This is a genomic window from Thermogemmatispora carboxidivorans, assembly GCF_000702505.1.
GTDB lineage: Bacteria > Chloroflexota > Ktedonobacteria > Ktedonobacterales > Ktedonobacteraceae > Thermogemmatispora > Thermogemmatispora carboxidivorans.
On the sequence record NZ_JNIM01000001.1, the window covers coordinates 26,378 to 48,818 of the forward strand.

Consider the following 22,441-nt stretch of genomic DNA (forward strand, 5'->3'; position numbering starts at 1 on the left):
GAGGTAAGGGCATGAGCACAACAACGACCCATGTTGAGGAGTCGCGCTGGCGCGCGCGTCCTGGCGGCAAGCGCCTGGTCGCCCTGGTGGGCCGCGTGCGAGAGCTGGGCCTGATCGTCGTGCTCCTCGTCATTATTGCCCTGGTCGGCCTGCAAACTCCCCGTTTCCTGACGCCGGGCAATTTCGAGCAGATCCTGCTCTCGATCGCCATCCTGGCCATTGTCGCGGTCGGCGAGACAATGGTGATCCTGACGCGCAATGTGGACCTCTCGGTTGGCTCGACCGTCGGCCTGACCGCCTTTGTCTGCGCCGACGTCCTGAAGAACCATCCGCAGACGCCAGTGATCCTGATTGTCTTGCTCGGCTGTCTCCTGGGGGCCGTACTGGGAGCGGTCAATGGCCTGATTGTGGCACTGGGACGGGTGCCAGCTATCGTGGCAACGCTGGGGACGCTCTATCTCTACCGCGGCCTGGACTCGTATGTCGCCGGGGGAACGCAGGTGAGCGCTTACGACGTGCCCGATAGCTTCCTCTCCCTGGCCACTACCCATATTGTGGGTATCCCGGCCCTGATCGTCTTTGCGGCGGCCATCGCGCTGCTCTTTGCCTATCTGCTGCGGGCCACCCGCACCGGTCGCGAGCTGTATGCCCTGGGGAGCAATCCCGAGGCGGCGCGCCTGGCTGGCTTGCGCAGTGAGCGTTTGATTTTCCTGACCTTTCTGCTCTGTGGCCTCTTGAGCGGCTTCGCGGGAGTGCTCTGGGGGGCGCGCTTTGCGACGGTCGACTCGGGCGCGGCCAACGGTCTGGAGCTACAGGTGATCGCCGCGGTCGTTGTCGGGGGGGTGAATATCTTTGGTGGCTCCGGGACCATCCTGGGGGCGATGCTGGGCGCGATCGTGCTCGGGACGATCGATGATGCTTTGACCTTGCTAAGGCTATCGCAGTTCTGGCTGCAGGCGATCGATGGCGCCGCTATTCTGGCGGCGGTGACGCTGGATGCCCTGATTACGCGCTGGCTCCAGCGCCGCCTGCTCGGTGGGAGGCAACGATGAGCGATTCATCCGAAGTCAAGAAGCGGCCTGTGCTCGGTCTCGAGGCCTCCTCTGCGGCTGCTCCCTCGGCCTCGGCGGGGGGTCTGGCTCGCCTCCCGGCCTGGGTACGTTCATGGGAGGCCCTGCTGCTAGTGCTGCTGGTGCTCTCTCTGGCGCTAGGGAGTACGCTCTCGCCTTATTTTCTGAGCCTGTCCAACTTCTCGCTGCTGATCAGCGACATGATGGAAAAGGCTCTGATGGCCCTGACCATGACGCTGATCGTCATCGCTGGCGAGATCGATCTCTCGGTGGCCTCGATTCTCGGGCTGGCCAGTGTTGTGCTTGGCTATACCTGGAGCCACGGCGTGCCGCTGGGTCTGGCCATCGTCCTGGTCTTGTTGATTGGGGCCCTTTGCGGCCTCGTCAATGGCCTGGCGGTCACTCGCCTTGGCCTGCCGTCCCTGGTGGTCACGTTAGGGACGCTGGCTCTCTTTCGCGGCCTGGCCTACGTGGTGATGGGCGACCAGGCGGTGAGCAATTTCCCGTCGGCCTTCACAAACTTTGGCTTTGGCACGGTCCCGGGCACGTTGATCCCCTGGCCGTTCGTCCTCTTCGTGGCCTTGGCGCTGCTCTTCTCCTTGCTCTTGCATCGCAGTACGTTGGGGCGGCAGATCTATGCCATTGGCAGTAACAAGGAAGCGGCTCGCTTTGCCGGCATCCGCGTTGAGCATATCAAGTTGCTGCTCTTTGTCCTCTCGGGCCTGATAGCGGCCCTGGCCGGTGTGGTCTTCACGGCGCGTTTCTCCAACGCGCGTGCTGATAACGCCCTCGGCTTTGAGTTGGATGTGGTGACGATTGTTCTGCTAGGTGGCGTGAATATCTTCGGTGGCAGTGGCAGTCTGCCCGGCGTGGTGCTCTCGCTCCTGATCATTGGGGTGTTGCGTAATGCGCTGGGCCTGGCGGATATCAGCGGCGATATCCAGAATATTGCCGTGGGCGCGCTACTCATTCTTTCGGTGCTGGGACCTAATGCGGTCCGGCGTTTGCAAGAGGCGGCCTCGCGCAGACACGCGGCTGCTGATGGGCCTGCTGGCGGGCTGGCTCCCAGCGCGCGCTCTGCGCCTGAAGAGACAGGGGCTGCTGCCCGCGAGGGAGGACAGCGCCGCTAGCTCGTCTGGCCTGATCGGGCTGGTCCGGCGCTGACTCGGCCCTCGTCTGAGGTGGTGCTCTGCCCTGTCTCGGGATAGATGTCTTGGTTGTCATCACCACTACCACACCAGGACGCTCCGCTTGTGGGAGCGTTGGTAAGGAGGAGGAAAACAGTGAAGACGCTGTTGCGCACACTGCTCAGCGCTCTGTCTGTAGCAATGCTGCTGATGCTGGCTGCCTGCGGTGGCAGCAGCAGTAGCGGGAGTGGCAGCTCGGGCGGAGGCTCTGCTTCGCTCAATATTGCCTTTCTCCCCAAGGCAATCAACAATCCCTATTTCGATACCGCGGCCAACGGCGGCAAGCAGGCTGCCTCAGAGCTGAAGGGGCAGTTCAAGCAGGTTGGTCCGACGGAGAATAGCGCAGCGGCACAGGTGCCGTTTATTAACACGCTGACGGAGCAGCATGTGAGCGCTATTGTGGTCTCGGCCAACGATCCCAACGCCCTGGCGCCGGCTCTCAAGCGCGCGATGCAGCAGGGGATTAAGGTGGTCAGCTATGACTCAGACGTCGCTCCCGATGCGCGTCAGATCTTTGTGAATCAGGCCAATTCTGAGGATATCGGGCGGATCGAGGTCCAGATTCTGGGGAAGCTGATCAACTATAGCGGCGATATCGCTATCCTCTCGGCGGCTAGCACGGCCACCAACCAGAATACCTGGATTGGGTACATGAAGGATGAGCTGACGAAACCCCAGTACAAGAATATGCATCTGGTCAAGATTGCGTACGGTAATGATGATGACCAGAAGAGTTTCCAGGAGACCCTGGGGCTGCTACAGGCTTATCCCAACCTCAAGGGGATCATTTCGCCGACAACGGTGGGCCTGGCTGCGGCGGCGCGCGCGATCGAATCGGTGGGCAAGGGAGGCAAGGTCATGCTGACTGGGCTGGGGACGCCGAATCTGATGCGCAAGTATGTCAAGGATGGGACGTGCCCGGAGTTTGCTCTGTGGAACCCTGCTGATTTGGGCTACCTGGCCTACTATGCGGCAGCGGCCCTGGTGGAGGGCAAGATCACGGGGAAGCCCGGCGAGAGCTTCGATGCTGGCAAGCTCGGCACAAAGACCATCGGCTCCAACAATGTGGTCTTGCTCGGTCCTCCGACGGTCTTTAACAAGGACAACATCGATCAGTTCAACTTCTGAAGCTACCGAGGGCGTCGCTGCACATCCTGGACTGCGTAGGCTGCGACGCCCGCTCTGATCTGGCCTGGACCTGGTCGAGCTGGCCGGCGGAGCAGCCTGGTGCCCGCGGGTCCCGCCCCGCGGCTCGCCGCGCCAGCCCCAGGCCAGGGGTGAGGCGCGCTCGTGTGTTCCCCTCTCAGTATTCCTAATGCAGTGCTGTGTAGCGATGTGAAGGAGGTTCTTCGCTTGAAGCAGGAACAGGATCAGCCGACCACAGGCCGCGCTCAGCTCGCCAACGAGGCACCGGAGCGGCGCCATGTGCTGGAGGCTATCAAAGGCTTTACCATCGAGACGCCTTCCTGGGGCTACGGCGACTCAGGGACCCGTTTTAAGGTCTTCCATTGGCCTGGGGCGGCCCGCAATTTACGCGAAAAGCTGGCCGATGCGGCCCTGGTCCATCGCCTGACGGGGGTCTGCCCGCGGGTTGCCATTCATATTCCCTGGGATAAAGAAGACGACTGGGCGGCAGTCAAAGCCGATGCCGCCGAGCTAGGCGTGCGCATCGGGGCCGTCAATCCCAATCTGTTCCAGGATGAGGAGTATCGCTTTGGCAGTCTCTGCCATCCTGATCCCGCGGTGCGCCAGCGTGCTGTGAAACATGTGCTCGAATGCATTCAAATCGCGCGTGAGGTGGAGTCAGACACGATCAGCCTCTGGCTGGCTGACGGCACCAACTACCCTGGTCAGGATGATCTGCGGGCCCGTAAGCGCCGCCTGGAAGAGACGCTGACTGAGATCTATGCTGCCTTAGCTCCCGGTATGCGTCTCTTGATCGAATATAAGTTTTTTGAGCCGGCTTTCTATCACACCGATCTGGCTGATTGGGGCATGGCCTATACTCTGGCGCGCAAGCTCGGGCCGCAGGCGCGTGTCCTGGTCGATACCGGGCATCATCCCCAGGGAACCAATCTGGCCCATATTGTGGCTTTTCTTCTAGACGAGGGCATCCTGGGCGGCTTCCATTTCAACGATCGGCGCTATGCCGATGATGACCTGATTGTCGGCTCCCAGCATCCGTTTGAGCTGTTTCTAGTCTTCAATGAGCTGGTTGCCGTCGCCAGTCAGCCCCAGGCCCCGCGCATCGATTACATGATCGATCAGTCGCACAATATTGAACCCAAGATCGAGGCCATGATTCAGTCGGTCCTCCATATTCAGAGCGCCTACGCTCGCGCTTTGCTGGTTGATCGCCAGCGTCTGGCTGAGGCTCAGGCGGCGGGGGATGTGCTTGGAGCCTACCGGGTGCTGCGGGATGCTTTTGAGACTGATGTCCGTCCTCTGCTGGCGCAGGCCCGCGAGGAGATGGGTCTTGATCCCGACCCCATTGCCGCTTTCCGTCGCAGCGGCTATGCCGACGAGGTGGCGCGGGCGCGCCCGGCCAGCAGGAGCGGAGCGAGCGGCTATCCAGGTGCCTGATGGTCAGGCTGGTCTATTTGTTGCCTGGGTTGCTGCTCTCAGGGCGCATTCTTGTCTTGTTTGGCTTTGGAAAGGGGAGACAACGCTATGCCGCGCAATTTCTGGCGCGATGACGACATTCAAGGGCAAGAGGCGGACGAGGTCGTGCTGCTGCTCTATCGCTCGCATCTGCTGGGTCGCGATCGCAGCCTGGCCAACTGGGGTGGGGGCAATACTTCTGTCAAGCTGACTCAGCCAGATTTCCGCGGACGACCCACGCGCATCATGTGGGTCAAGGGCAGTGGTTCCGACCTGGCGACCATGACAAGGGCCGACTTTGTGCCGCTGCGTCTGGACGACGTGCTGCCATTAGAAGAGCGCGAGGCCCTCAGCGATGAAGAGATGGTGGCCTATCTGCTCCATTGTATTGCTGAGCCAGGGCGCCCACGGCCCTCGATTGAGACTCTGCTGCATGCCTTCCTGCCCTTTGCCCACGTCGATCATACCCATCCCGACGCCATCCTGGCCTTCGCCAATGCCCAGAACGGGCGCCGCCTGGCCGAGGCGGTCTTTGGCCGGCGCATGGCCTGGATTCCTTATATCCGTCCAGGCTTCACCCTCGCCAGGCAGGTTGCCCAGGCGGTGCGGGCCAATCCCGAGGTCGAGCTGGTCATTCTCGAAAAGCATGGCCTGGTGACCTGGGGCGACAGCGCCCGCGCCTGCTATGGGCAGACCCTGCGTGTGGTGCAGGAGGCCGAAGACTTCGTCGCTGCCGAGCGTCAGCGCCGCGGGCGAAGCACGCTTCTGGTCGGCCAGCCGGGGCTGAGCGCCGCCGAGCGCGAGCAGCTGCTGACGAGCATCTTACCCGGCCTGCGCGGCCAGCTCAGCCAGCCGCAGCGAATGGTTCTGACCGTCGATAGCGGCGAGGAGGCCCTGACCTTCGCCAGCTCTCCCGAGGCGCGCGAGGTCGCCCGTCGCGGCTCCGCCTGTCCTGATCACCTGGTGCACACGCGCCACTGGCCGGTCTGGGTGCCCTGGGAACCGGCTCAGGGTCTCGACGCTCTCACAGACGCCCTGCGCGAAGAAATCGCGGCCTTCCGCCGCAACTACCAGCGCTACTTTGAAGAATGGCATCATCCGGGCGACGTCCTGCAGCACGCCAATCCACGCATCGTGGTCGTACCCCATCTCGGCATCATTGCCAGTGGACGCGATGCCCAGATGGCCGGAGTGGCCCGTGACCTCTATCAGCGCGCGGTGGCCGTGATGCGCTCCTGCGAAAGCCTGGACCGCTTTACCCCGCTCTCTGAGCGGGAAGCCTACGACATCGAGTACTGGCCGCTGGAACTCTACAAGCTGACGCGCCGCCCACCTGAGAAAGAGCTGGCCGGGCGCATCGCCCTGGTGACCGGAGGTGGCAGCGGCATTGGGCGCGCCACGGCTCTGCGCCTGGCTGCTGAAGGGGCCCATGTAGCCATCCTTGATCTCAACCCGCAAAGTGCTCAAGAGAGCGCCGACGCCATTGTCCGGCAGTACGGCCCGGGGCGGGCCATCGCCTGCCCCTGCGATGTCAGCGACGAAGAGCAGGTCGCCGCTGCCTTCGCTGCCACTGTACGCGCCTATGGAGGGCTGGATATCGTCGTCAGTAACGCCGGCTTTGCCACCGCGGCCCCCCTGACCGAAACGCGCCTGCAGGACTGGCGCAAGGTCTTTGATGTGCTGGTCCAGGGCTACTTCCTGGTAGCGCGTGCTGCCTTCCGCCTCTGGCAGGAGCAAGGCATCGGCGGCAGCTTGATTTTCATCACCTCCAAAAATGCCGTCGTAGCCGGCAAAGAAAACAGCGCCTACAGCGCTGCCAAGGCTGCCGAGCAACATCTTGCGCGCTGCCTGGCCGAAGAGGGTGGACTGCTTGGGGTGCGAGTGAATGTTGTCATGCCCGATGCAGTGCTGCGCGGCTCCGGCATCTGGAGCAGTGCCTGGCGTGAGGAACGGGCCCACGCCTATGGCATCGCTCCCGAGCAGCTAGAAGACTACTATCGCCAGCGCACCACCCTCAAGGTCAATGTCTTCCCGGAGGACGTCGCCGAGGCCGTACTCTTTTATGCCTCAGATCGCTCCTCCAAGACCACTGGCAGCGCCCTCACCGTCGATGGAGGCGTACCGGCTGCCTACCTGCGCTAGCGCCTGCTCAGATTGAGACCTGGTGCAAGAACGAGCAGAGCGAGAGAGAGAGGAACACGAATGAGCGAGCGCTATCTTGCCGTTGTTGATCTGGGAGCGGAGAGCGGGCGCGTTCATCTGGCGCGCTACGATGGTCAGCGCCTGACCCTGGAGGAGGTCCATCGCTTCGCCAACGGCCCGGTGGCCCTCCAGCATCATCTCTATTGGAACGTGCTCGCTCTCTGGCAGGAAGTCATCAGCGGCCTGCGTAAGGCGCGCCGTCTGGCTGGCAGGCTCGATAGCATTGGCGTCGATACCTGGGGCGTCGACTATGCCTTACTGGACGATCGGGGCCTGCTGCTGGGCCTCCCCATCCACTACCGCGACCGGCGCACCGAGGGCCTCATGGACGAGGTCTTCAGACGCATCCCACGCGAAGAGATCTACGCCCAAACAGGCATTCAATTCATGCCAATCAATACCCTCTACCAGCTCCTGGCTCACCAGCGAGAGCAGCCGCGCCTGCTAGAAAACGCGACCCACCTGCTGCTGATGCCCGACCTCTTCCATTACTGGCTCAGCGGCGAGCGGCTCTGCGAATATACCAATGCCACTACGACCCAATGCTGGTCAGTTCCGCAAGGGAGCTGGGCCAGGGACCTCCTGACCGGGCTTGACCTTCCGACGCACTTCCTGCCTGCAGTGGTAGCGCCAGGCACCCCGCTCGGCAAAGTCCAGGGCGAACTGGCCGAGGAGCTGGGGAAGGATGTGCTGGTCATCGCCCCTGCGACCCACGATACAGCCGCCGCCGTAGCAGGCATACCCATGCCCACCAGTCCGCGCGACCGGGCCTACATCAGCTCTGGAACCTGGTCCCTGGTGGGCCTCGAACTGCCTCAGCCCCAGGTTGCCCAGGGCAGCGCCAGCAACTTCACCAACGAAGGCGGCGTTTTTGGCACCGTCCGCTTTCTGCGCAACGTCATGGGCCTCTGGCTGCTGCAGGAATGCCGTCGCAGCTGGCAAGAAGATGGGCAAGCTTTCACCTATGAGCAGCTCCTGACTCTGGCCGAAGGAGTACCAGCCTGGGCCGCCCTCTTCGACCCAGACCATCCTCTCTTCCTCCCGCCGGGCGACATGCCGGCCCGCATCCGCCAGCAGCTTGGCGCCCACGGCCAGCCTGTTCCAGCCTCCGGCGACATTCCCGCCCTCGTGCGGGCCATCCTCGACAGCCTCATTCTGCGCTATCGTCAGGTATTAGAGCTAGCCGTCAGCATCACCGGCAACCCACTCCAGGCCATCCACGTCGTCGGCGGCGGAGCGCAGAACCGCTGGCTCAACCAGGGACTGGCCGACGCTACCGGCCTGACCGTCATAGCTGGCCCCATCGAGGCCACCGCCCAGGGCAATGCCCTGCTCCAGCTCGTCGGCCTCGGAGAACTCCGCTCCCTCGAAGAAGTGCGCACCCTGGCCACCAGCTCCACGGTCACCCAGACCTTTCTTCCCAACCCAGAACGGCGGACCACCTGGGATGAAGCCTACAACCGCTTTATCACCCTTTTCCCACTGGCCTCCCCTCTCCAGTAGCAGCGAGGTGCCAGACAAGCGCCGATTGGTGCTTGTCTGGCACCTCACGCTGGCGCCACAGCCAGCCCAGCCCGGCCCAGCCCTCTCACAACAACCTCAGCGCAAGTGCCCTCGTCAGGACGAAGCGCGCTCCTGTCCGATCTCTTCCAGACCGAAGGCCCGGCGCAGCGCCTGGCAACATTCAGCGATCGCATCCTGAGCCTGCCTCAGAGGAATGGGCGGCGTAAGAAAGCCGTGGATCATCCCCTCATAGCGGTGAATGCTCACCGGTACCCCAGCCTCGCGCAGGCGCTCGCCGTACCGCTCGCCCTCATCGCGCAACGGATCATACTCGGCGGTAATCACCAAGGCCGGAGGCAGTCCACGCAGATCTTCGCGCAACATCGGCGAGACCAGCGGATTGCGCGCCTCCTCGGGACTGTTCAAGTACTGATTGGCGAACCACAGCATATCATCGAGCGTCAGACTATAGCCCTGGCCATTCTCGCGGCGCGATGGCGTCTCCGCTGTAAAGTCCGTCGCCGGATAGATCAAGAGCTGAAAAACCAGGGGAGGCCCACCCTGCTCGCGCGCCAGGTGGGTCACCACCGCCGTGAGATTGCCACCAGCGCTATCACCTCCGACGGCCAGGCGCCGGGCATCGCCATTCAGCTCTGCCGCATGCTCAGCCACCCAGCACGTTGCTGCGTAGCAATCCTCGGGCGCCGCAGGAAACTTATGCTCAGGAGCCAGCCGATAGTCGACCGAGACCACCACACAACCCGTACCATTGGCCAGACTGCGACAGAGGCCGTCATGTGTATCCAGATTACAGATCACCCAGCCACCGCCGTGGAAGAAGACCAGCACCGGGAACGGGCCGCTACCCGCGGGCCTATAGACACGAATAGGTATCTCGCCTGCGGGACCAGGAATACGCCGATCCTCAACGTGGGCCACCGGCTCTTTCACCTGAGCTGTGGCCAGCTGGGCAGCGATGGCCTCGCGCGCCACCTGGGGCTTCAAAGCGCTGATCGGCGGCACATTCATGGCCGCCAACCCGTCGAGATAAGCGCGCAAGTTCGGATCGAGAGGCATACACGTGTCTCCTGCCTTTCTCCAAGGAGTGTCTCGCCCGTCTACTTGTTCGCTGCCTCTGCCTCAAGACAATACGAGACAGAGCAGCGCCCAAGCAACAGCAGCAGTATCATCATAGCTCACTATTGGCAGACAGAGCAAATACCGGTATCAAGACATTCACCCTCTGCGAGCAGACACGGTGTCAGGAAGCGGGATCGCCTTGTCTTGCTCCGATAGGCCACTCTCCAGAAGGCGTTAACTGTGGAGAAGAAGCAAAAGGACCCTGGCAGCCGCAGCCAGTGGCCTGGCTGGCAAAGATAGGCATCCAAGAAGAGCTGTAGTGGCGAGAAAGGGAGTTTGCCAGTGAGAGAGTAGGGATGCTGACCGGGGGATATACAACATTTTATATAACAATTGTTCTGGTGTTAAAGAGCACAGTGAATGTAACAGTAGCACTGTGACATTGTAGCTGACTGCGCGTCGGAAGTTATCCACAAGTTATCCACTTGAGGAGGGCCAAATTGGTGGATAACACTCTTTTCGCCTCCCCCGGATTACTGTATAATGTAGTGGGGAGAAGTGGGGGAAAGTGGTGAATCTTGGCGCAGCGGTCCAGGCTGGCAGCCAGCCAGGCCGTAGGAAGGAAGATAGCTCCTCGTTACAGGGTAGAGGATGCTCATGTTTCTTGGTGAATATGAACACACGATTGACTCGAAAGGGCGCATGGCTGTGCCGGCGCGTTTTCGGGCCCAGATGGGGCGAGGAGCTGTGATCAGCAAGGGGATGGGGACCTGTCTGTCAGTCTATCCGATGCAGCGCTGGGAAGAGAAATCGGCGGAGCTGGTGGCGGGCAAGAACAGCGATGAGCTGCGCGACTTTGAGCGTCGCATCTATCCCAGCGCCAGCGAAGTCGAGCTAGATGCTCAGGGACGGATTGTGATCCCGGCCAAGCTGCGAGCCTATGCCGGGCTTGGCACGGAAGTTACCGTAGCCGGCGTGCGAGATCACTTTGAAATTTGGGATCGCGCCATCTGGCGAGCCTATCAAGAGAAGCTGGAAGCCGAAGGGGGCAAAATTCCTTTTTAATATCTTGGGGTCTTGGCGGAGGGTGTCAAGTGGTGCGAGTCGGGAGAGAGGGACAGGTGGGCAGGAGGTATGGCAGCTAGCTGGTGGCTGCGGTGGCTCGCGTCGCACGGGAAGGCTCTTCTTCCCTGCTGCGGAGCGCTCAGCAGCGCGTACCAAGCGGTTTAAGCGAGTGGAATATGGAAGTAAGGCACATGCCGGTGCTGCTGGAAGAGGTGGTACGGTTTCTTCAACCGCAAGCGGGCGGTCATTATATTGATGGGACATTAGGTGAAGGTGGTCATACAGAGGCGATTCTTGAATGCTCGGCTCCCGATGGCAGAGTTCTAGGTATCGATCTCGACCCCGAGGCGCTGGACCGTGTAGCGCAGCGCCTCTCCAGGTATGTGAAAAGTGGACGCCTGCTTTTGGCGCAAGGCAACTTTGCCGACCTCGAACGTATCGCTGCAGCGCAGGCTTTCGGGCCGGTCCAGGGGATTCTCCTCGACCTGGGGTTCTCGTCTCTGCAGCTTTCAAACCCGCGGCGCGGCCTCTCTTTTACGGTGGAAGGGCCTCTGGATATGCGGCTCGATCCGGAGCAGCCGCTTTCCGCTGCCGATCTTGTGAACCGGGCCGATGAGCAGGAACTGGCCGACATCTTTTACCGCTATGGCGAAGAGCGCTACGCCCGCCAGATCGCGCGGCGCATCGGGCGTGAACGTGAGCAGGCGCCCATCACCACTACACGTCGGCTGGCAGAAATCGTGACAGCGGCCATCGCTGCCGCGCGTCAAGGGCCCCCCCGCGATGGCATCCATCCAGCGACGCGCGTCTTTATGGCTCTGCGTATTGCCGTCAACCGCGAGCTGGAGAATCTGGAGCAAGCCTTGCCGCAGATGCTGAATCTGCTCAGCCGCGGCGTCCCGGGCGAGCGCGGCCCGGCGGGCAGGATGGCCGTGATTGCTTTTCATTCGCTAGAAGATCGCATTGTGAAGGATTTTATGAAGCGCGAGGCGACAGACTGCCTGTGTCCTCCACGGACGCCCGTCTGCGTCTGTGGCCATCGCGCGCGGTTACGCCTGCTCACTCCCAAGCCGGTGCAGCCGACGGCTGAGGAGGTTCGTGCTAACCCGCGCTCACGTAGCGCTCGCCTGCGTGTAGCCGAACGCCTGGCAGACTCACCTGCCTGAGCATCTTCTTCAGAGAGGTGGCAGGCTGATGCGGGCGACCTCCTCCTGCCGCTGTTGGCTCTGAGCCAGCCTCGTTGGCAATCGTCGGAGGAGCACGGCGCAACAGAGCGCGCAGCGCAGCGAGAAGCGGGCTGGAAGCAAGTGAGAGCGAGAGCAAGAGAAGAGAAAGAAGGTCCTGCCATGCATTACGCCAGTGGTGGACAGAAAAAGGCTCCCACGCGGCCTATTGTGGCCGCGCGGCGCCGCCGTCAGCTACATCCCTTCTTTTTCCAGATGGGGCCGGTGGCGCTGACCATCAGCAGCGTTCTGTTGATCGCCCTGATGGCCCTGCTCTACTTGTCGCAGCTGAGTCAAGCGCTCAATGTGAACCAGCAGATTCAGGATTATCAGGCAAAGCAGGCAGTGCTGCAGCGGCAGAATCAGGACCTGGTCAACACCCTGGCGCAGGAGCAGTCGCCGGCCTATATTGCCGCCCATGCCCAGGCTCAGGGGCTGGTTCCTGCCGACCCGAAGGCTGTTGAAGTGCTGGAGGTGCCCGGTTTGCAGTCTGTTCCCAATCAACAGTCGGGAGCGGCCCCCTGATGCAGTGTCCCGTCTCCGTCTCTCTGAGGGTCAGTGAACGAGTGAGCTGAGTGGGTATGAAGCCTGCAACAGTGCCCTCTGGATCTGGATCTGGATCGCTGGCTGGAGGAAGAGCAATCGACCAGCCAGTCAGCGCTGGAGGTCCAGGCCAGGGTACGGGCCTGCCGGGGGAGTCAGCGCGATGGATGAAGGAAGGACGCATGAAGAAGACGAGGAGAAGCATTCCGCCACGGGGAGGAGGCTAGATGAGCACGGAGGTTCGCCGCGCGCGCGCCCGGCAAATGCTCATCTTCTTGCTGGTCTGCGTTGGCATGCTTGCCCTGCTCGGACGACTCTACTACTGGCAGGTCGTCGAGGCCTACAGTGGTCACAAGCTAGCGCTACTGGCCAGCCAGGAGCATATTCATGATCAGGTGCTGACCGCTTCGCGCGGCCTGATCTACGATGCCAATGGCCTGGTGCTCGCAACCAACGTGGTACGCGACGACGTCTATATCGAGCCGGTTCAGTTCTCCGAGGACCACCCCGATGATCTGCAGGAGGCCCTCTCACAAACCCTGACGGCTCTTCATAGCGTCCTGCCTACGCTCTCCGTCGCCGAGACGCGCCGGGCCTTTATGGAGGCGCTTGCCGCCAATCGCTGGTCGTTGCTCATCGCTCGCGCGGTCTCCCCACAGCAGAGTGAGCGCCTCCGTGAGCTGGCCCTGCCCGCGGTCTTCCTGGCCCCTCAGACTGAGCGCATCTATCCCCAGGGGGATCTTGCCGCCCAGGTGCTCGGCTATGTAGGCTACGTCAGCGGCAGTTCGTCCCAGCAGGGCGTCTATGGAATCGAAGCCCAATATAATAGCTTGCTCGCCGGCAAGCCAGGCAGCCTGACCGCTGAGCGCGACCTCTATGGTAATCCCTTGGTGGTCGGCGCCAGCTCGGAAGAGCCACCCGTGCCCGGCGCCAATCTGACGCTGACCATCGATAGCACGATCCAGTACTTTGTGCAGACGCAGCTGGCCACAACAGTTAAACAGCTCGGCGCTCAGGGCGGCACCGTGGTGGTGCTCGATGCCCACACCGGGGCCGTGGTGGCAATGGCCGGCTACCCGAGCTATGACCCGAATCAGTATGGACGCTACGCCGACCAGACTGGTTGCCTCCACAGTGAGGAGGTCTATCTGAATCCGGCTCTCTACTGCGCCTATGAACCTGGTTCGACCTTGAAGGCCGTGACGATGGCGGCAGCCCTCGATCAGGGCCTGATTACGCCCAATACGACAATCTATGACCGCGGCTATCTGACGTTCAACGATGGGACGCCTATGGTGACGAACTGGCAGAACCAGGCCTGGGGACGCGAGACGATGACCGAGGTGCTGGTCCATTCGGCCAATGTCGGTGCCGCCTATGTGGCCCACGACCTGCTCGGCCCCGCTCGCTATTATCCCTATCTGGCTCGCTTCGGCTTCGGTCTGCGCACCGGTATCGATAGCCCCGAAGCCACCGGCTTCTATCGCCGTCCCGGCTCGCCCGGCTGGACACCCAGCGATCTGGCCCGCCAGGCCTTCGGCCAGAGTATTCTGGCGACGCCCTTGCAGGTGGCTCTGGCTTACCAGGCCATTGCCAACGACGGCCTGATGATGCGCCCGTATCTGGTCTCCGCTATCGATGCCAATGGCCATGTGACCAGGATTCAGCCCCAGGTCGTGCGCCGCGTCATTAGCAGTAAGGCGGCCCATGAGTTGACCAGTATGCTGGAGGTGGCGGCGATCGATGGCTCCGCTCAACGCGCCCTCGTCCCGGGCTATACGGTCGCCGCGAAAACCGGCACCGCCACCACGCAGGGGATCTCGGAGGATCAGACTGAGGCTTCGGTCGCGGGCTTCTTGCCCGCCTCCCATCCTCGCTTCGTGATTCTGGTGAAGCTGGATCGCCCCCAGGCCAGTATCTACGGCGGGACCGCCGCCGCTCCTCTGTGGAAGACCATCGCCCAGGAGCTGATGTGGTACTATCATGTCCCGCCCGATCAGTCGCAGTGATTTCTTTCTGGTACTATAAAAAGGTGCGAAATGGAATTACAGGATCAGAAGCAAGAGCGTGACGATCTTGATCTACAGAAGCAGGCGCAGCAGCTGGAGCAGCTTGAGCTGAGCGAAACCTGGCGACAGTTGTTGGGGCTGGCGGGCCAGTCTGGACAGCAAGAGAGGGCCGAAGCGCCTGCCCCCACAGAGCCGGTAGTGATCGAGCCGCTCCCCAATGATCCTTGGAGCGAGCTGGTACAGACCCGCGGTACGGAGGTCGTCGATCTGCAGCGCCTGCATGCCAGCCATGAACCACTCAGCGAGCAGGATGTGGAGCAAGCCCTCCAGGCGATACAGGAGCAGCCTACCCAGTCGGCTCAGGCCCAAACCCGTGAGACCAATGGCCAGCCGCTGGAGGGAGAGAGCTGAAAATGCAGCGGTGTCTATCGTTTTTCATGCCATAGCGATTAAGAACATAGAGTATTACAATGCCTGATGAGCGTCAGCGACAAGCTCGACAAGCGAGGCTGGGCAACCAGGGGAGGCGGCGCGAGGCGTTGCCTCACCTGCGCTCGCCAGCGCTGGAGGCCCTGGCCAGGGACGCAAGCGCCGGGCAAGGCCAGAGCGAGCGCGACAAGAAGAGGCCGCCGGCGGGGCGGACCCCACGTAAGCCGGTCTCCAGCCAGGCCTATCTCGCCGCCGAGGAACAGCTGAAGGTGCCCGCGCTGGCACGCAAGAAGCTGCCTGCGCGAGCTGTCAGGCTACTGGATGGCGTGCTGAACCGCGTAGAGCAGGCGGCCCCCGCCCGCCCTGAGCGCAGCGGTTTAACTGCTGGCTGGCGCCGGAGGCTGCTGGCTGAAGAAGAGAGCGCCACGGCGACTGCAGCGCCTCCCACGGAGATGAGCGAGGATGAGCAGCGTCGCCTTGAGGAGCTGGAGATGCGCCTGCCGCGCGTTGCCGGCAGAATCGATCACTGGCTGCTCATCGTTGTCCTCGCCTTGCTCTGCCTGGGCCTGGTCATGGTCTACAGCGCCAGCTCATTCATCTCGGCCAGCCTCTATGGCGATGCCTCCTACATTTTTCAGCGTGAACTGTTGTGGGCTGTGCTCGGCGTCATCGCCATGCTGGTGACGATGCATATCGACTACCGGCTCTGGCGCCGCTTCTCGCTCATCGGCATGCTGGCTGCCCTGGCCCTGCTGGTCCTGGTCTTGAAGTTCGGGACAAGCGCCTATGGGGCCACGCGCTGGCTGACCTTTGGCTCGTTCATCTCGTTTCAGCCCAGCGAGCTGGTCAAGCTGGTGCTCGCCCTCTACATTGCAGACTGGTTGGCGCGCAAGGGTAATCAGGTCAGGACCTTCCTCTATGGCCTGGCGCCGTTCGTGATCCTTGTAGGGGTGGTGCTCGGGCTGGTCTTGCTGGAAAAGGATATGGGCACCGCGGTGATTATCGCTGTGGCGGCGACGGCGATGTTTTTCTCCGCCGGGGCCAATATCGCCCAGCTCCTGCTAGCGCTGGCTTGTGGCGGCCTGGTCTTTCTTACTCAGGCCTTCAGGGGCTATCGCTACTTCCGCCTGCTTGGCTTCCTGGACCCGTTCCGCGATGTGACTGGGATCAACTTGCAGCTCTATCAGTCGCTGCTTGCGCTCGGCTCAGGGGGATGGTTCGGCCTCGGTCTGGGGGCGAGCCGGCAGAAGACCGGCTATCTGCCGCTGCCCTATATCGATTCTATTTTCGCCATTATTGGTGAGGAATTGGGCTTTATCGGCTGTGCCACAGTGATGCTGCTCTTCCTGTGGCTGGCCTTTCGAGGTTTTCGCCTGGCCCGGCGCACGCCAGATCTCTATGGCTCGCTGCTCGCCACGGGAATCACCACCTGGATCGTCGTACAGGCCATGATCAACATTGGCTCAAGCACGGCCTCGATCCCTTACACCGGGGTGCCGCTGCCATTCATCAGCTTCGGCGGCTCCTCTCTGGTAGTCTCGATGGCGGCGGTCGGCGTGCTGCTCAATATCTCGCGTTATGTCCAGGAGCCGGATGACCCGCTCTTCTCGCGGCGCACACTGGAACTCCGCCTGAAGCGAGGTCGCCAGCGTGCCGCGGCGCGCTCTCGTCAGGGTGCTGGTTGAGCAGCCGGAACCATGATTGACGGGCCGGCTGCGTGCTGGGAAGACGACAGCCAGGTGCGAACTGGTCTTCCCGTGCTCATGAGTGGCTTTTGAACGGTCAACACAGATCATACTCTTATGTCGATGAAGGAAAAAGCGAGGATACTCTCGCGTGACTCTGTACAAAACGATGCCGCCGGGGTGGAAGCCGGTAGTGCTCCTGGTGCCTGGCCTCACTGGCGATGGAAACCAGGTTGGTCTGCGGGCGGGCTGCTTCTCCGGCGAGAACCTTTTGCCCTTGTGGTAGGCAGTGTATGAGGATACTGGTATCAGGCGGCGGCACCGGCGGGCATATCTATCCTGCACTGGCGGTGGCGACGCAGCTACAACGGACTTTTCAGGCGGAGATTCTCTATCTGGGAAGCGACGATGGGCTGGAGGCCGAACTGGCCCCAGCTGCTGGCCTGCCTTTCGTGACGATTAAGGCGGGCAAACTGGCGCGCTATCTCTCATGGCGCACAGTCACAGGGCTGGCGCGGGTGCCTGTCGGCATTGTTCAAGCGATCGGCGTGGTGCGTCGCTTCCGTCCGCAGGTGGTCTTTACCAGCGGCGGCTACGTGGCTGTCCCGGCTGGCCTGGCTGCCTGGCTACATCGTATTCCCTTGCTGATGCATCAGCAAGATGTACCTGCGAACCTGTCCAATCGCTTATTAGCGCCGCTGGCGACATCTATCTCGCTGGCCTTTGAAGATTCGCGGGTCTATTTCCCGGCTCGCAAGACCCTCCACGTCGGCAACCCGGTGCGTCAGGCGATTCTGGACGTGCGCCGTGTGCCGGTTGAGCAGGCTCGTCAGCAACTGGGCCTCGACCCGCTCTATCCGCTGGTCCTGGTGACCGGCGGTAGCCAGGGGGCGCGCCATCTGAATCAGGTAACCTGCCGGGCCTTGCCGGCGCTCCTGGAGCGCTGCCAGGTCCTGCAGATCAGTGGGAAAAAGCTCTTTCAGGAGACAGAGGCTCTGGCCCGGCGCTCGCTGGCCCCTGTCTCCGAAGAGCTGTCTAGACGCTACCGTCTGGTGCCCTATCTGGATGAGGAGATGGCGCTTGCCCTGCAGGCGGCGGATATTGTTGTCTGCCGTGCCGGGGCGGCCACCCTCAGCGAGCTGGCGGTCTTGGGCAAGCCGAGCATCCTGGTGCCGCTGCCTCCGGCGATCGGTTCCTCGCCCCAGGAGGCCAATGCGGCCATGTTCGGGCGCCGTCGGGCAGCGCTGGTGGTGCGCAATGACGATCTCACCCCCCAGGTGCTGGCCGGCCATGTAGAGACGTTGCTGACCAACCCGACCTATCGCGAGGCGATGGTGCGAGCGGTCAGCTCCCTGGCGCGACCAGATGCCACCGAGGCTATCGCCGAAGCCGTGGCGCGTCTGGCTGGCCTGGCCCCTACGCGCGAGGAGCAGCCGGCCTCTGTTGAGGCCAGAAGCTAGCTGGGGTGGAGGCTGTCCGAGCGAGGGCAGGCTGGCAAAGGGCCGGCGGGTGGCGGGCGCCGTCCGCTCGCCCCTGGTGACACAGATCAGCAAGCTACCGTCTAAAGAGACAGGCTGCGATGGAGAGAGCAGAGAGAAAACTGACCATGAATAGCGAGACCGAAGCGACCACAGCAGACCGGCAGGCTGAGCTACGTGCTCTGCTCAGCAAGCGCTTGCATTTCATGGGTATTGGGGGGCAGGGCATTTCAGCACTGGCACGCCTGGCGCAGGCCAACGGGGCCACAGTCAGCGGCTGCGATCGGGCTGCATCGGTGACCACGCACGAGCTGGCTGCTGCAGGGATCGACGTAACCATCGGGCACAGCGCCCAGCATCTACAAGGGCAGGAGGCGCTCGTCATTACGCCCGCCGTGCCCGCTCTAGAACCCGATCACCAGGAGCTAGTCGCTGCCCAGCAGCAAGGTCTGCCGGTAGTGACCTGGCAGGAGCTGCTCGGTGCTCTCACCCGCGATTACTGCCTGCTCTCGGTTTGTGGGGTCCACGGCAAGGGAACCACCACCTCCCTGCTGGCCCTGATGCTGGTCGAGGGTGGCTTTGATCCCACCTGCGTCATCGGCGCCGTGGTCCCGGCCTTCGGCGCCAACTATCGCCTGGGCAAGGGCCACTTCTTCATCAACGAGGCCGACGAATTCAACCATAACTTCTGGCACTACCATCCACGCCTGACTGTCGTGACCTCGATCGAATATGAGCATCCTGAATTCTTTGCCGACTACGAGACGTTTCTGCAGGCTTTCACGCACTTCATCCAGGGTATGGATCTGAGCGAGCGCTGGCCGCTGCCTCCCACCCTGGTCATGAATGCCGACAGCCCCGGCTGCCTGGAGCTGCGCGCGCGCCTGGGCCGCTGGAGCGGTCGCACTCTCTTCTATACCGTGGCCGCCGAAGCCATACGAGAAAAGGCTGAGCAGCTAACGTCTATTACAGTTAAAGGAGAAAGCCCCCTACTTTTCGAGGCCCACGATCTGGCGCTGGAAGGAGAGACCAGCTTTCGAGTCCGCTTGCATGCCGAAGGAAGCCGCGGTACTACCAGTCAGGCGCGCCCCCTCTTTGGAGGAGAGAAGATTGCCCTGCACGTGCCCGGCCTGCATAATGTGCAGAACGCTCTGGGAGCCATTGCGGCGGCCCAGAGCCTTGGAGTCTCGGAAGAGGCCATCAGACGAGCACTGGAAGGCTTCCGTGGCAGCAAACGCCGTTTTGAGATACGTCATCAGGGGCCGCTACCGCTGGCTGGGCGAACATGTGATGTCATGCTCATCGACGACTACGCCCATCACCCCACAGCCATCGCAGCGACACTGGCAGCGGCGCGCCAGCGCTATCCGCAGCGGCGCCTTATCGCTGTCTATCAGCCCCATATGTATAGCCGAACAAAAGTCTTCTTTGAACAATTTGTCGAGGCCTTTGATGAGGCCGACGTCGTCGTCATCAGCGATATCTTTCCGGCACGCGAGCGCGATACAGGCCTTGTTCATGCCCGCGATCTGGTCGCGGCCCTGGCTCAGCGCCCGCGCTTCAGGGAAGGAGAGGGCCAGGTCCTCTATGGAGGGGATCGCCTGCAGACAGAGGCCGAGCTACGTGCCCTCTTACGCGACGGCGACCTGGCGCTCATCATGGGGGCCGGCGACATCTATAGCGTGACAAACCAGCTGCTAGGAGAAGGTGGCCAGAGTCACCACCAGAGATGAAAGCCTGGCGTACATAGGTTGGGAGACAGGACGGGACAGCCTGGAGCAAGGACGGACACAGAGGGACAGCAGAGCACAGGCGGAACTCTGGAGAAGGAGAGCGGGGCGAGGTACGGAGGAGATGGGGGTCACCCTTCCTGGCAAATCGATTCAAAACCTGGCAAAAGAACGGAGAATGGAAGCGACGATGACATTTGATGCGGAGAGCGTCTACGCCACGCTCCTGCCACGCTTCGGTAGGCGGCTACGCTTGCATGAGCCGCTGGCGCGTCACTGCACCTTTGGAGTCGGCGGGCCGGCAGACCTCTGGCTCTCGCTCGAGACGTGCGACGAGCTGCTGTGGCTCGTACGCTGCTGTCTGGCAGAGCGCTGGCCACTGCTGCTGGTCGGCAACGGCACCAACGTTCTCTTTGGAGATGCAGGAGTGCGCGGCATTGTGGCGCGTATCGCCCTCAGCGATTACCGCCTGGCGGAGCAAGAGGACGGCTCGGCCCTGCTCTACGCGGAGGCCGGTGTCAGCTGGCCGAAGCTGCTGAACGAGCTGGCGGCTCAGGGGTGGGGAGGACTGGAGTTTGGCCCTGGCATCCCCGGGACGCTGGGCGGGGGCGTGGTCAGCAATGCGGGGGCCCATCAGCGGGATCTGTCGCAAGTGCTCGAATGGGTGGAGGTGCTTGATGCGCGCCCTGCACTGGCCCAGGAAGAAAGGGAGAGCGCCGAGGCGGGCGCGCCCCTGCTTCGGCGCTACGAGCGGGCTGAGCTAGAGCTAGGCTATCGTCATAGTCGCTTCCGGGCGGGGCGCCAGGTCACCTTCGATGAGCGTGGCTATCCACAACCAGCTCCCCGCGTGCTCATCGAGCCGGCGGAGATCGTCCAGCTGCTGGCCATACGCTTGCAGCGCGACGATCCGGCCAAACTGCGCGCCCGGATCGAGGAATACAGGCAGCATCGCAAGCGGACCCAGCCACCGCAGCCGAGCGCAGGCTCGATCTTCAAGAATCCCCCTGGCGACTATGCCGGGCGGCTCATCGAGGAAGCTGGCGCCAAAGGCCTCTGTTGTGGACGCGCCTGTATCTCCGAGCGTCACGCCAACTTTATCGTCAACCTGGGAGGAGCGCGCGCAGCGGATATTGCAACCCTGATCAGGGAGGCGCGCAATCGTGTACGAGAGCGGTTCGGCGTGGAGCTGGAGCTGGAGGTCGAACTGCGCGGCGAGTGGGAGATAGCATGACCGAGCATAGAGGTGAGATACGAGAGCAAATAGCTTTTTGGGAAGCCAGACGCGCTGAGCCAGCGAAGGGCGGAGGGGAGCAGTCGCGACAGCGAGTGGTGACGACCCCTCAAAAGATCGTGCACCCGGCGGGCTGGACGGCGATGGCCGAGCGCCGCGCCCAGCAGCGACGCCAGCGCCAGCGCCAGGAGGGTTCCCCTCTCGTAGCGCGCGCTCTCGCTCAGACAGCCGTGCGAGCCTCAAGTGGACAGATGCGGGCCGTACGCTCACCAGCGGCCCGGCCCAGGTCCAGCCCAGGACCAGCGGCCCAGATTCCTCGCAGGAGCAGCCGCCTGCAGGCGCGCCAGCGTCGGCGCTGGCGCAGGCTCCTGGCGGCTCTCCTCGGGTTCGTGCTTGTACCTGCAGGGCTGCTCTTCGCCTTGCTGGGACCCGCCTTTCGCATCCAGCAGATCACCGTGGTGGGCACCCAGAATCGGGCCCTCATCGCCCAGATTCAACAGCTGGGCCTGCAGGGCCAAAACCTCTTCCTGGTCGATCCGACGGCCCTGAGCAGACGCATTGCGGCTCTGCCACTGGTGGCAACAGCCAGCGTCGAGCGCGACTGGCCCGACCGGCTGCAGGTGATGGTGAGCGAGCGGCAGCCGGTGCTGCTCTGGAAAACCGCCCAGGGAAGCTATAGCGTGGATCGCAGCGGCATGGTCCTGGCCGCGGCCAACAGCACGCCCCAGGCCAGCCAGCTCCAAACGGTAATCGATGCGCGCGCGCAGAAGGTCACAGCGGGCATTCGACCTGGCGCGCGCCTGGGAGCCGCAGAAGTCACCTTTGCTGTGGAGGTCTTTAAAGAGGTACCCGTATTGACGGGGATTAGCAATTTTACACTACGCTATGAGAGTAAAATATATGTAAGCAATGCCGGCCCTTCCGCGCAGCAGCCGCAGACGGTGAGCCACACCACCTTCGTCATCGTCAGCCCCGCCGGCTGGGTAGCCTATCTTGGAGGGCCGGATGATGTCAACCCGCTGGCCAACCGGTTGCGCGAGTTGCAGCAGATCCTCGTCATGGCGCAGCAGAAGGGGCTTCACCTGGCAACGATCGACCTGCGCTTTGGCTTGAATGTGGTCTACACATTACAGCCATAGGCAGCAGGAAGCTAGCGGGACCGGGCAGGCCCGGCCTCACCGCGTAGGCGCCCCTGATCCTGCAGAAGCAGGGCCATTCATGCTAAACCGATAACGTCTGTAGTGCGTCTCTGATGGACACGCGGTGCGCAAAGGGAAGCAGAGGAGCAGATCGCAGGAAGGAAGGAAGGGAGGAAAGAGAGAAACAAGGTGGTGGCGCGGTGAACAGCGGTCTCTGCAAGCGTGGAAATAGTGAGAGCAGGAGAAAAGAGGAGCCGGGGCAAGGG

The 22,441-nt window shown here is 62.5% G+C and carries 18 protein-coding genes; 17 read left to right on the plus strand and 1 reads right to left on the minus strand.

The genetic code is table 11. The features are described 5' to 3' along the window. Window positions 1–11 precede the first annotated feature (11 nt). From N688_RS00115 to N688_RS00140, 6 genes are all read left to right on the plus strand, one after another. Window positions 12–1,052, plus strand: a complete 1,041-nt coding sequence (locus N688_RS00115; protein WP_052887388.1) for an ABC transporter permease — start codon at window positions 12–14, stop codon at window positions 1,050–1,052. Further along, complete coding sequence (locus N688_RS00120; RefSeq protein ID WP_081838334.1) at window positions 1,049–2,200, plus strand: ABC transporter permease; 1,152 nt, start codon at window positions 1,049–1,051, stop codon at window positions 2,198–2,200. The genes N688_RS00115 and N688_RS00120 overlap by 4 nt, the downstream gene beginning before the upstream one ends. A 198-nt stretch (window positions 2,201–2,398) precedes the next feature. Continuing rightward, on the plus strand, window positions 2,399–3,385 hold the full coding sequence (rhaS, locus tag N688_RS00125; protein ID WP_052891306.1) for a rhamnose ABC transporter substrate-binding protein: 987 nt from the start codon (window positions 2,399–2,401) through the stop codon (window positions 3,383–3,385). Window positions 3,386–3,610: 225 nt separating this feature from the next. Beyond that, window positions 3,611–4,840, plus strand: coding sequence for an L-rhamnose isomerase (gene rhaI, locus N688_RS00130; RefSeq protein ID WP_052887389.1), 1,230 nt, complete (start codon window positions 3,611–3,613; stop codon window positions 4,838–4,840). 87 nt (window positions 4,841–4,927) lie between these two features. Further along, window positions 4,928–7,000, plus strand: coding sequence for a bifunctional rhamnulose-1-phosphate aldolase/short-chain dehydrogenase (locus N688_RS00135; RefSeq protein WP_052887390.1), 2,073 nt, complete (start codon window positions 4,928–4,930; stop codon window positions 6,998–7,000). A 60-nt stretch (window positions 7,001–7,060) separates the two neighbouring features. After that, entirely contained in the window at window positions 7,061–8,563 is a 1,503-nt protein-coding gene (locus tag N688_RS00140; protein WP_052887391.1) for a rhamnulokinase, read from the plus strand. 114 nt (window positions 8,564–8,677) lie between these two features. Here N688_RS00140 and N688_RS00145 read toward each other — a convergent pair whose 3' ends face one another. Then, window positions 8,678–9,640, minus strand: a complete 963-nt coding sequence (locus N688_RS00145) for an alpha/beta hydrolase (protein ID WP_052887392.1) — start codon at window positions 9,638–9,640, stop codon at window positions 8,678–8,680. Between the two features lie 660 nt (window positions 9,641–10,300). Here N688_RS00145 and mraZ point away from each other — a divergent pair. From mraZ to N688_RS00195, 11 genes are all read left to right on the plus strand, one after another. Then, entirely contained in the window at window positions 10,301–10,708 is a 408-nt protein-coding gene (mraZ, locus tag N688_RS00150) for a division/cell wall cluster transcriptional repressor MraZ (protein ID WP_052887393.1), read from the plus strand. Window positions 10,709–10,899: 191 nt separating this feature from the next. After that, on the plus strand, window positions 10,900–11,874 hold the full coding sequence (rsmH, locus tag N688_RS00155; protein ID WP_202901803.1) for a 16S rRNA (cytosine(1402)-N(4))-methyltransferase RsmH: 975 nt from the start codon (window positions 10,900–10,902) through the stop codon (window positions 11,872–11,874). Between the two features lie 180 nt (window positions 11,875–12,054). Further along, window positions 12,055–12,456 (plus strand): hypothetical protein, encoded by a 402-nt coding sequence (locus N688_RS00160; protein WP_052887394.1) that lies wholly within the window; start codon window positions 12,055–12,057, stop codon window positions 12,454–12,456. A gap of 245 nt (window positions 12,457–12,701) precedes the next feature. After that, entirely contained in the window at window positions 12,702–14,483 is a 1,782-nt protein-coding gene (locus N688_RS00165) for a peptidoglycan D,D-transpeptidase FtsI family protein (RefSeq protein ID WP_052887395.1), read from the plus strand. A gap of 30 nt (window positions 14,484–14,513) precedes the next feature. Beyond that, a complete protein-coding gene (locus N688_RS00170) occupies window positions 14,514–14,894 on the plus strand; it encodes a hypothetical protein (protein ID WP_052887396.1) in 381 nt (126 codons plus the stop codon). Between the two features lie 59 nt (window positions 14,895–14,953). Beyond that, window positions 14,954–16,597 carry a putative lipid II flippase FtsW gene (gene ftsW / locus N688_RS00175; RefSeq protein ID WP_052887397.1) on the plus strand — a complete coding sequence of 548 codons (1,644 nt, stop codon included), beginning with the start codon at window positions 14,954–14,956 and terminating at the stop codon, window positions 16,595–16,597. Between the two features lie 151 nt (window positions 16,598–16,748). Further along, complete coding sequence (locus tag N688_RS23700; RefSeq protein ID WP_272945024.1) at window positions 16,749–16,883, plus strand: hypothetical protein; 135 nt, start codon at window positions 16,749–16,751, stop codon at window positions 16,881–16,883. A 7-nt stretch (window positions 16,884–16,890) separates the two neighbouring features. After that, window positions 16,891–18,057, plus strand: a complete 1,167-nt coding sequence (gene murG / locus N688_RS00180; protein WP_052887398.1) for an undecaprenyldiphospho-muramoylpentapeptide beta-N-acetylglucosaminyltransferase — start codon at window positions 16,891–16,893, stop codon at window positions 18,055–18,057. A gap of 119 nt (window positions 18,058–18,176) precedes the next feature. Then, window positions 18,177–19,808 (plus strand): UDP-N-acetylmuramate--L-alanine ligase, encoded by a 1,632-nt coding sequence (gene murC, locus N688_RS00185; protein ID WP_052887399.1) that lies wholly within the window; start codon window positions 18,177–18,179, stop codon window positions 19,806–19,808. A 187-nt stretch (window positions 19,809–19,995) separates the two neighbouring features. Continuing rightward, entirely contained in the window at window positions 19,996–21,036 is a 1,041-nt protein-coding gene (gene murB, locus N688_RS00190) for a UDP-N-acetylmuramate dehydrogenase (protein WP_162179462.1), read from the plus strand. Continuing rightward, on the plus strand, window positions 21,033–22,175 hold the full coding sequence (locus N688_RS00195) for a cell division protein FtsQ/DivIB (RefSeq protein WP_081838339.1): 1,143 nt from the start codon (window positions 21,033–21,035) through the stop codon (window positions 22,173–22,175). The genes murB and N688_RS00195 overlap by 4 nt, the downstream gene beginning before the upstream one ends. The last annotated feature ends 266 nt before the right edge of the window (window positions 22,176–22,441 follow it).

Excerpts from the sequence above, each read along its gene's own strand:
- rhaS (WP_052891306.1), top strand. The coding sequence starts at position 2,399 with ATGCTGCTGATGCTGGCTGCCTGCGGTGGCAGCAGCAGTAGCGGGAGT.
- ftsW (WP_052887397.1), top strand. The coding sequence starts at position 14,954 with ATGCCTGATGAGCGTCAGCGACAAGCTCGACAAGCGAGGCTGGGCAAC.
- N688_RS00195 (WP_081838339.1), top strand. The coding sequence starts at position 21,033 with ATGACCGAGCATAGAGGTGAGATACGAGAGCAAATAGCTTTTTGGGAA.
- N688_RS00165 (WP_052887395.1), top strand. The coding sequence starts at position 12,702 with ATGAGCACGGAGGTTCGCCGCGCGCGCGCCCGGCAAATGCTCATCTTC.
- mraZ (WP_052887393.1), top strand. The coding sequence starts at position 10,301 with ATGTTTCTTGGTGAATATGAACACACGATTGACTCGAAAGGGCGCATG.
- murG (WP_052887398.1), top strand. The coding sequence starts at position 16,891 with ATGAGGATACTGGTATCAGGCGGCGGCACCGGCGGGCATATCTATCCT.
- rsmH (WP_202901803.1), top strand. The coding sequence starts at position 10,900 with ATGCCGGTGCTGCTGGAAGAGGTGGTACGGTTTCTTCAACCGCAAGCG.
- murC (WP_052887399.1), top strand. The coding sequence starts at position 18,177 with ATGGAGAGAGCAGAGAGAAAACTGACCATGAATAGCGAGACCGAAGCG.
- N688_RS00140 (WP_052887391.1), top strand. The coding sequence starts at position 7,061 with ATGAGCGAGCGCTATCTTGCCGTTGTTGATCTGGGAGCGGAGAGCGGG.
- N688_RS00160 (WP_052887394.1), top strand. The coding sequence starts at position 12,055 with ATGCATTACGCCAGTGGTGGACAGAAAAAGGCTCCCACGCGGCCTATT.
- N688_RS00135 (WP_052887390.1), top strand. The coding sequence starts at position 4,928 with ATGCCGCGCAATTTCTGGCGCGATGACGACATTCAAGGGCAAGAGGCG.
- N688_RS00145 (WP_052887392.1), bottom strand. The coding sequence starts at position 9,640 with ATGCCTCTCGATCCGAACTTGCGCGCTTATCTCGACGGGTTGGCGGCC.
- N688_RS00120 (WP_081838334.1), top strand. The coding sequence starts at position 1,049 with ATGAGCGATTCATCCGAAGTCAAGAAGCGGCCTGTGCTCGGTCTCGAG.
- N688_RS00115 (WP_052887388.1), top strand. The coding sequence starts at position 12 with ATGAGCACAACAACGACCCATGTTGAGGAGTCGCGCTGGCGCGCGCGT.
- murB (WP_162179462.1), top strand. The coding sequence starts at position 19,996 with ATGACATTTGATGCGGAGAGCGTCTACGCCACGCTCCTGCCACGCTTC.
- N688_RS00170 (WP_052887396.1), top strand. The coding sequence starts at position 14,514 with ATGGAATTACAGGATCAGAAGCAAGAGCGTGACGATCTTGATCTACAG.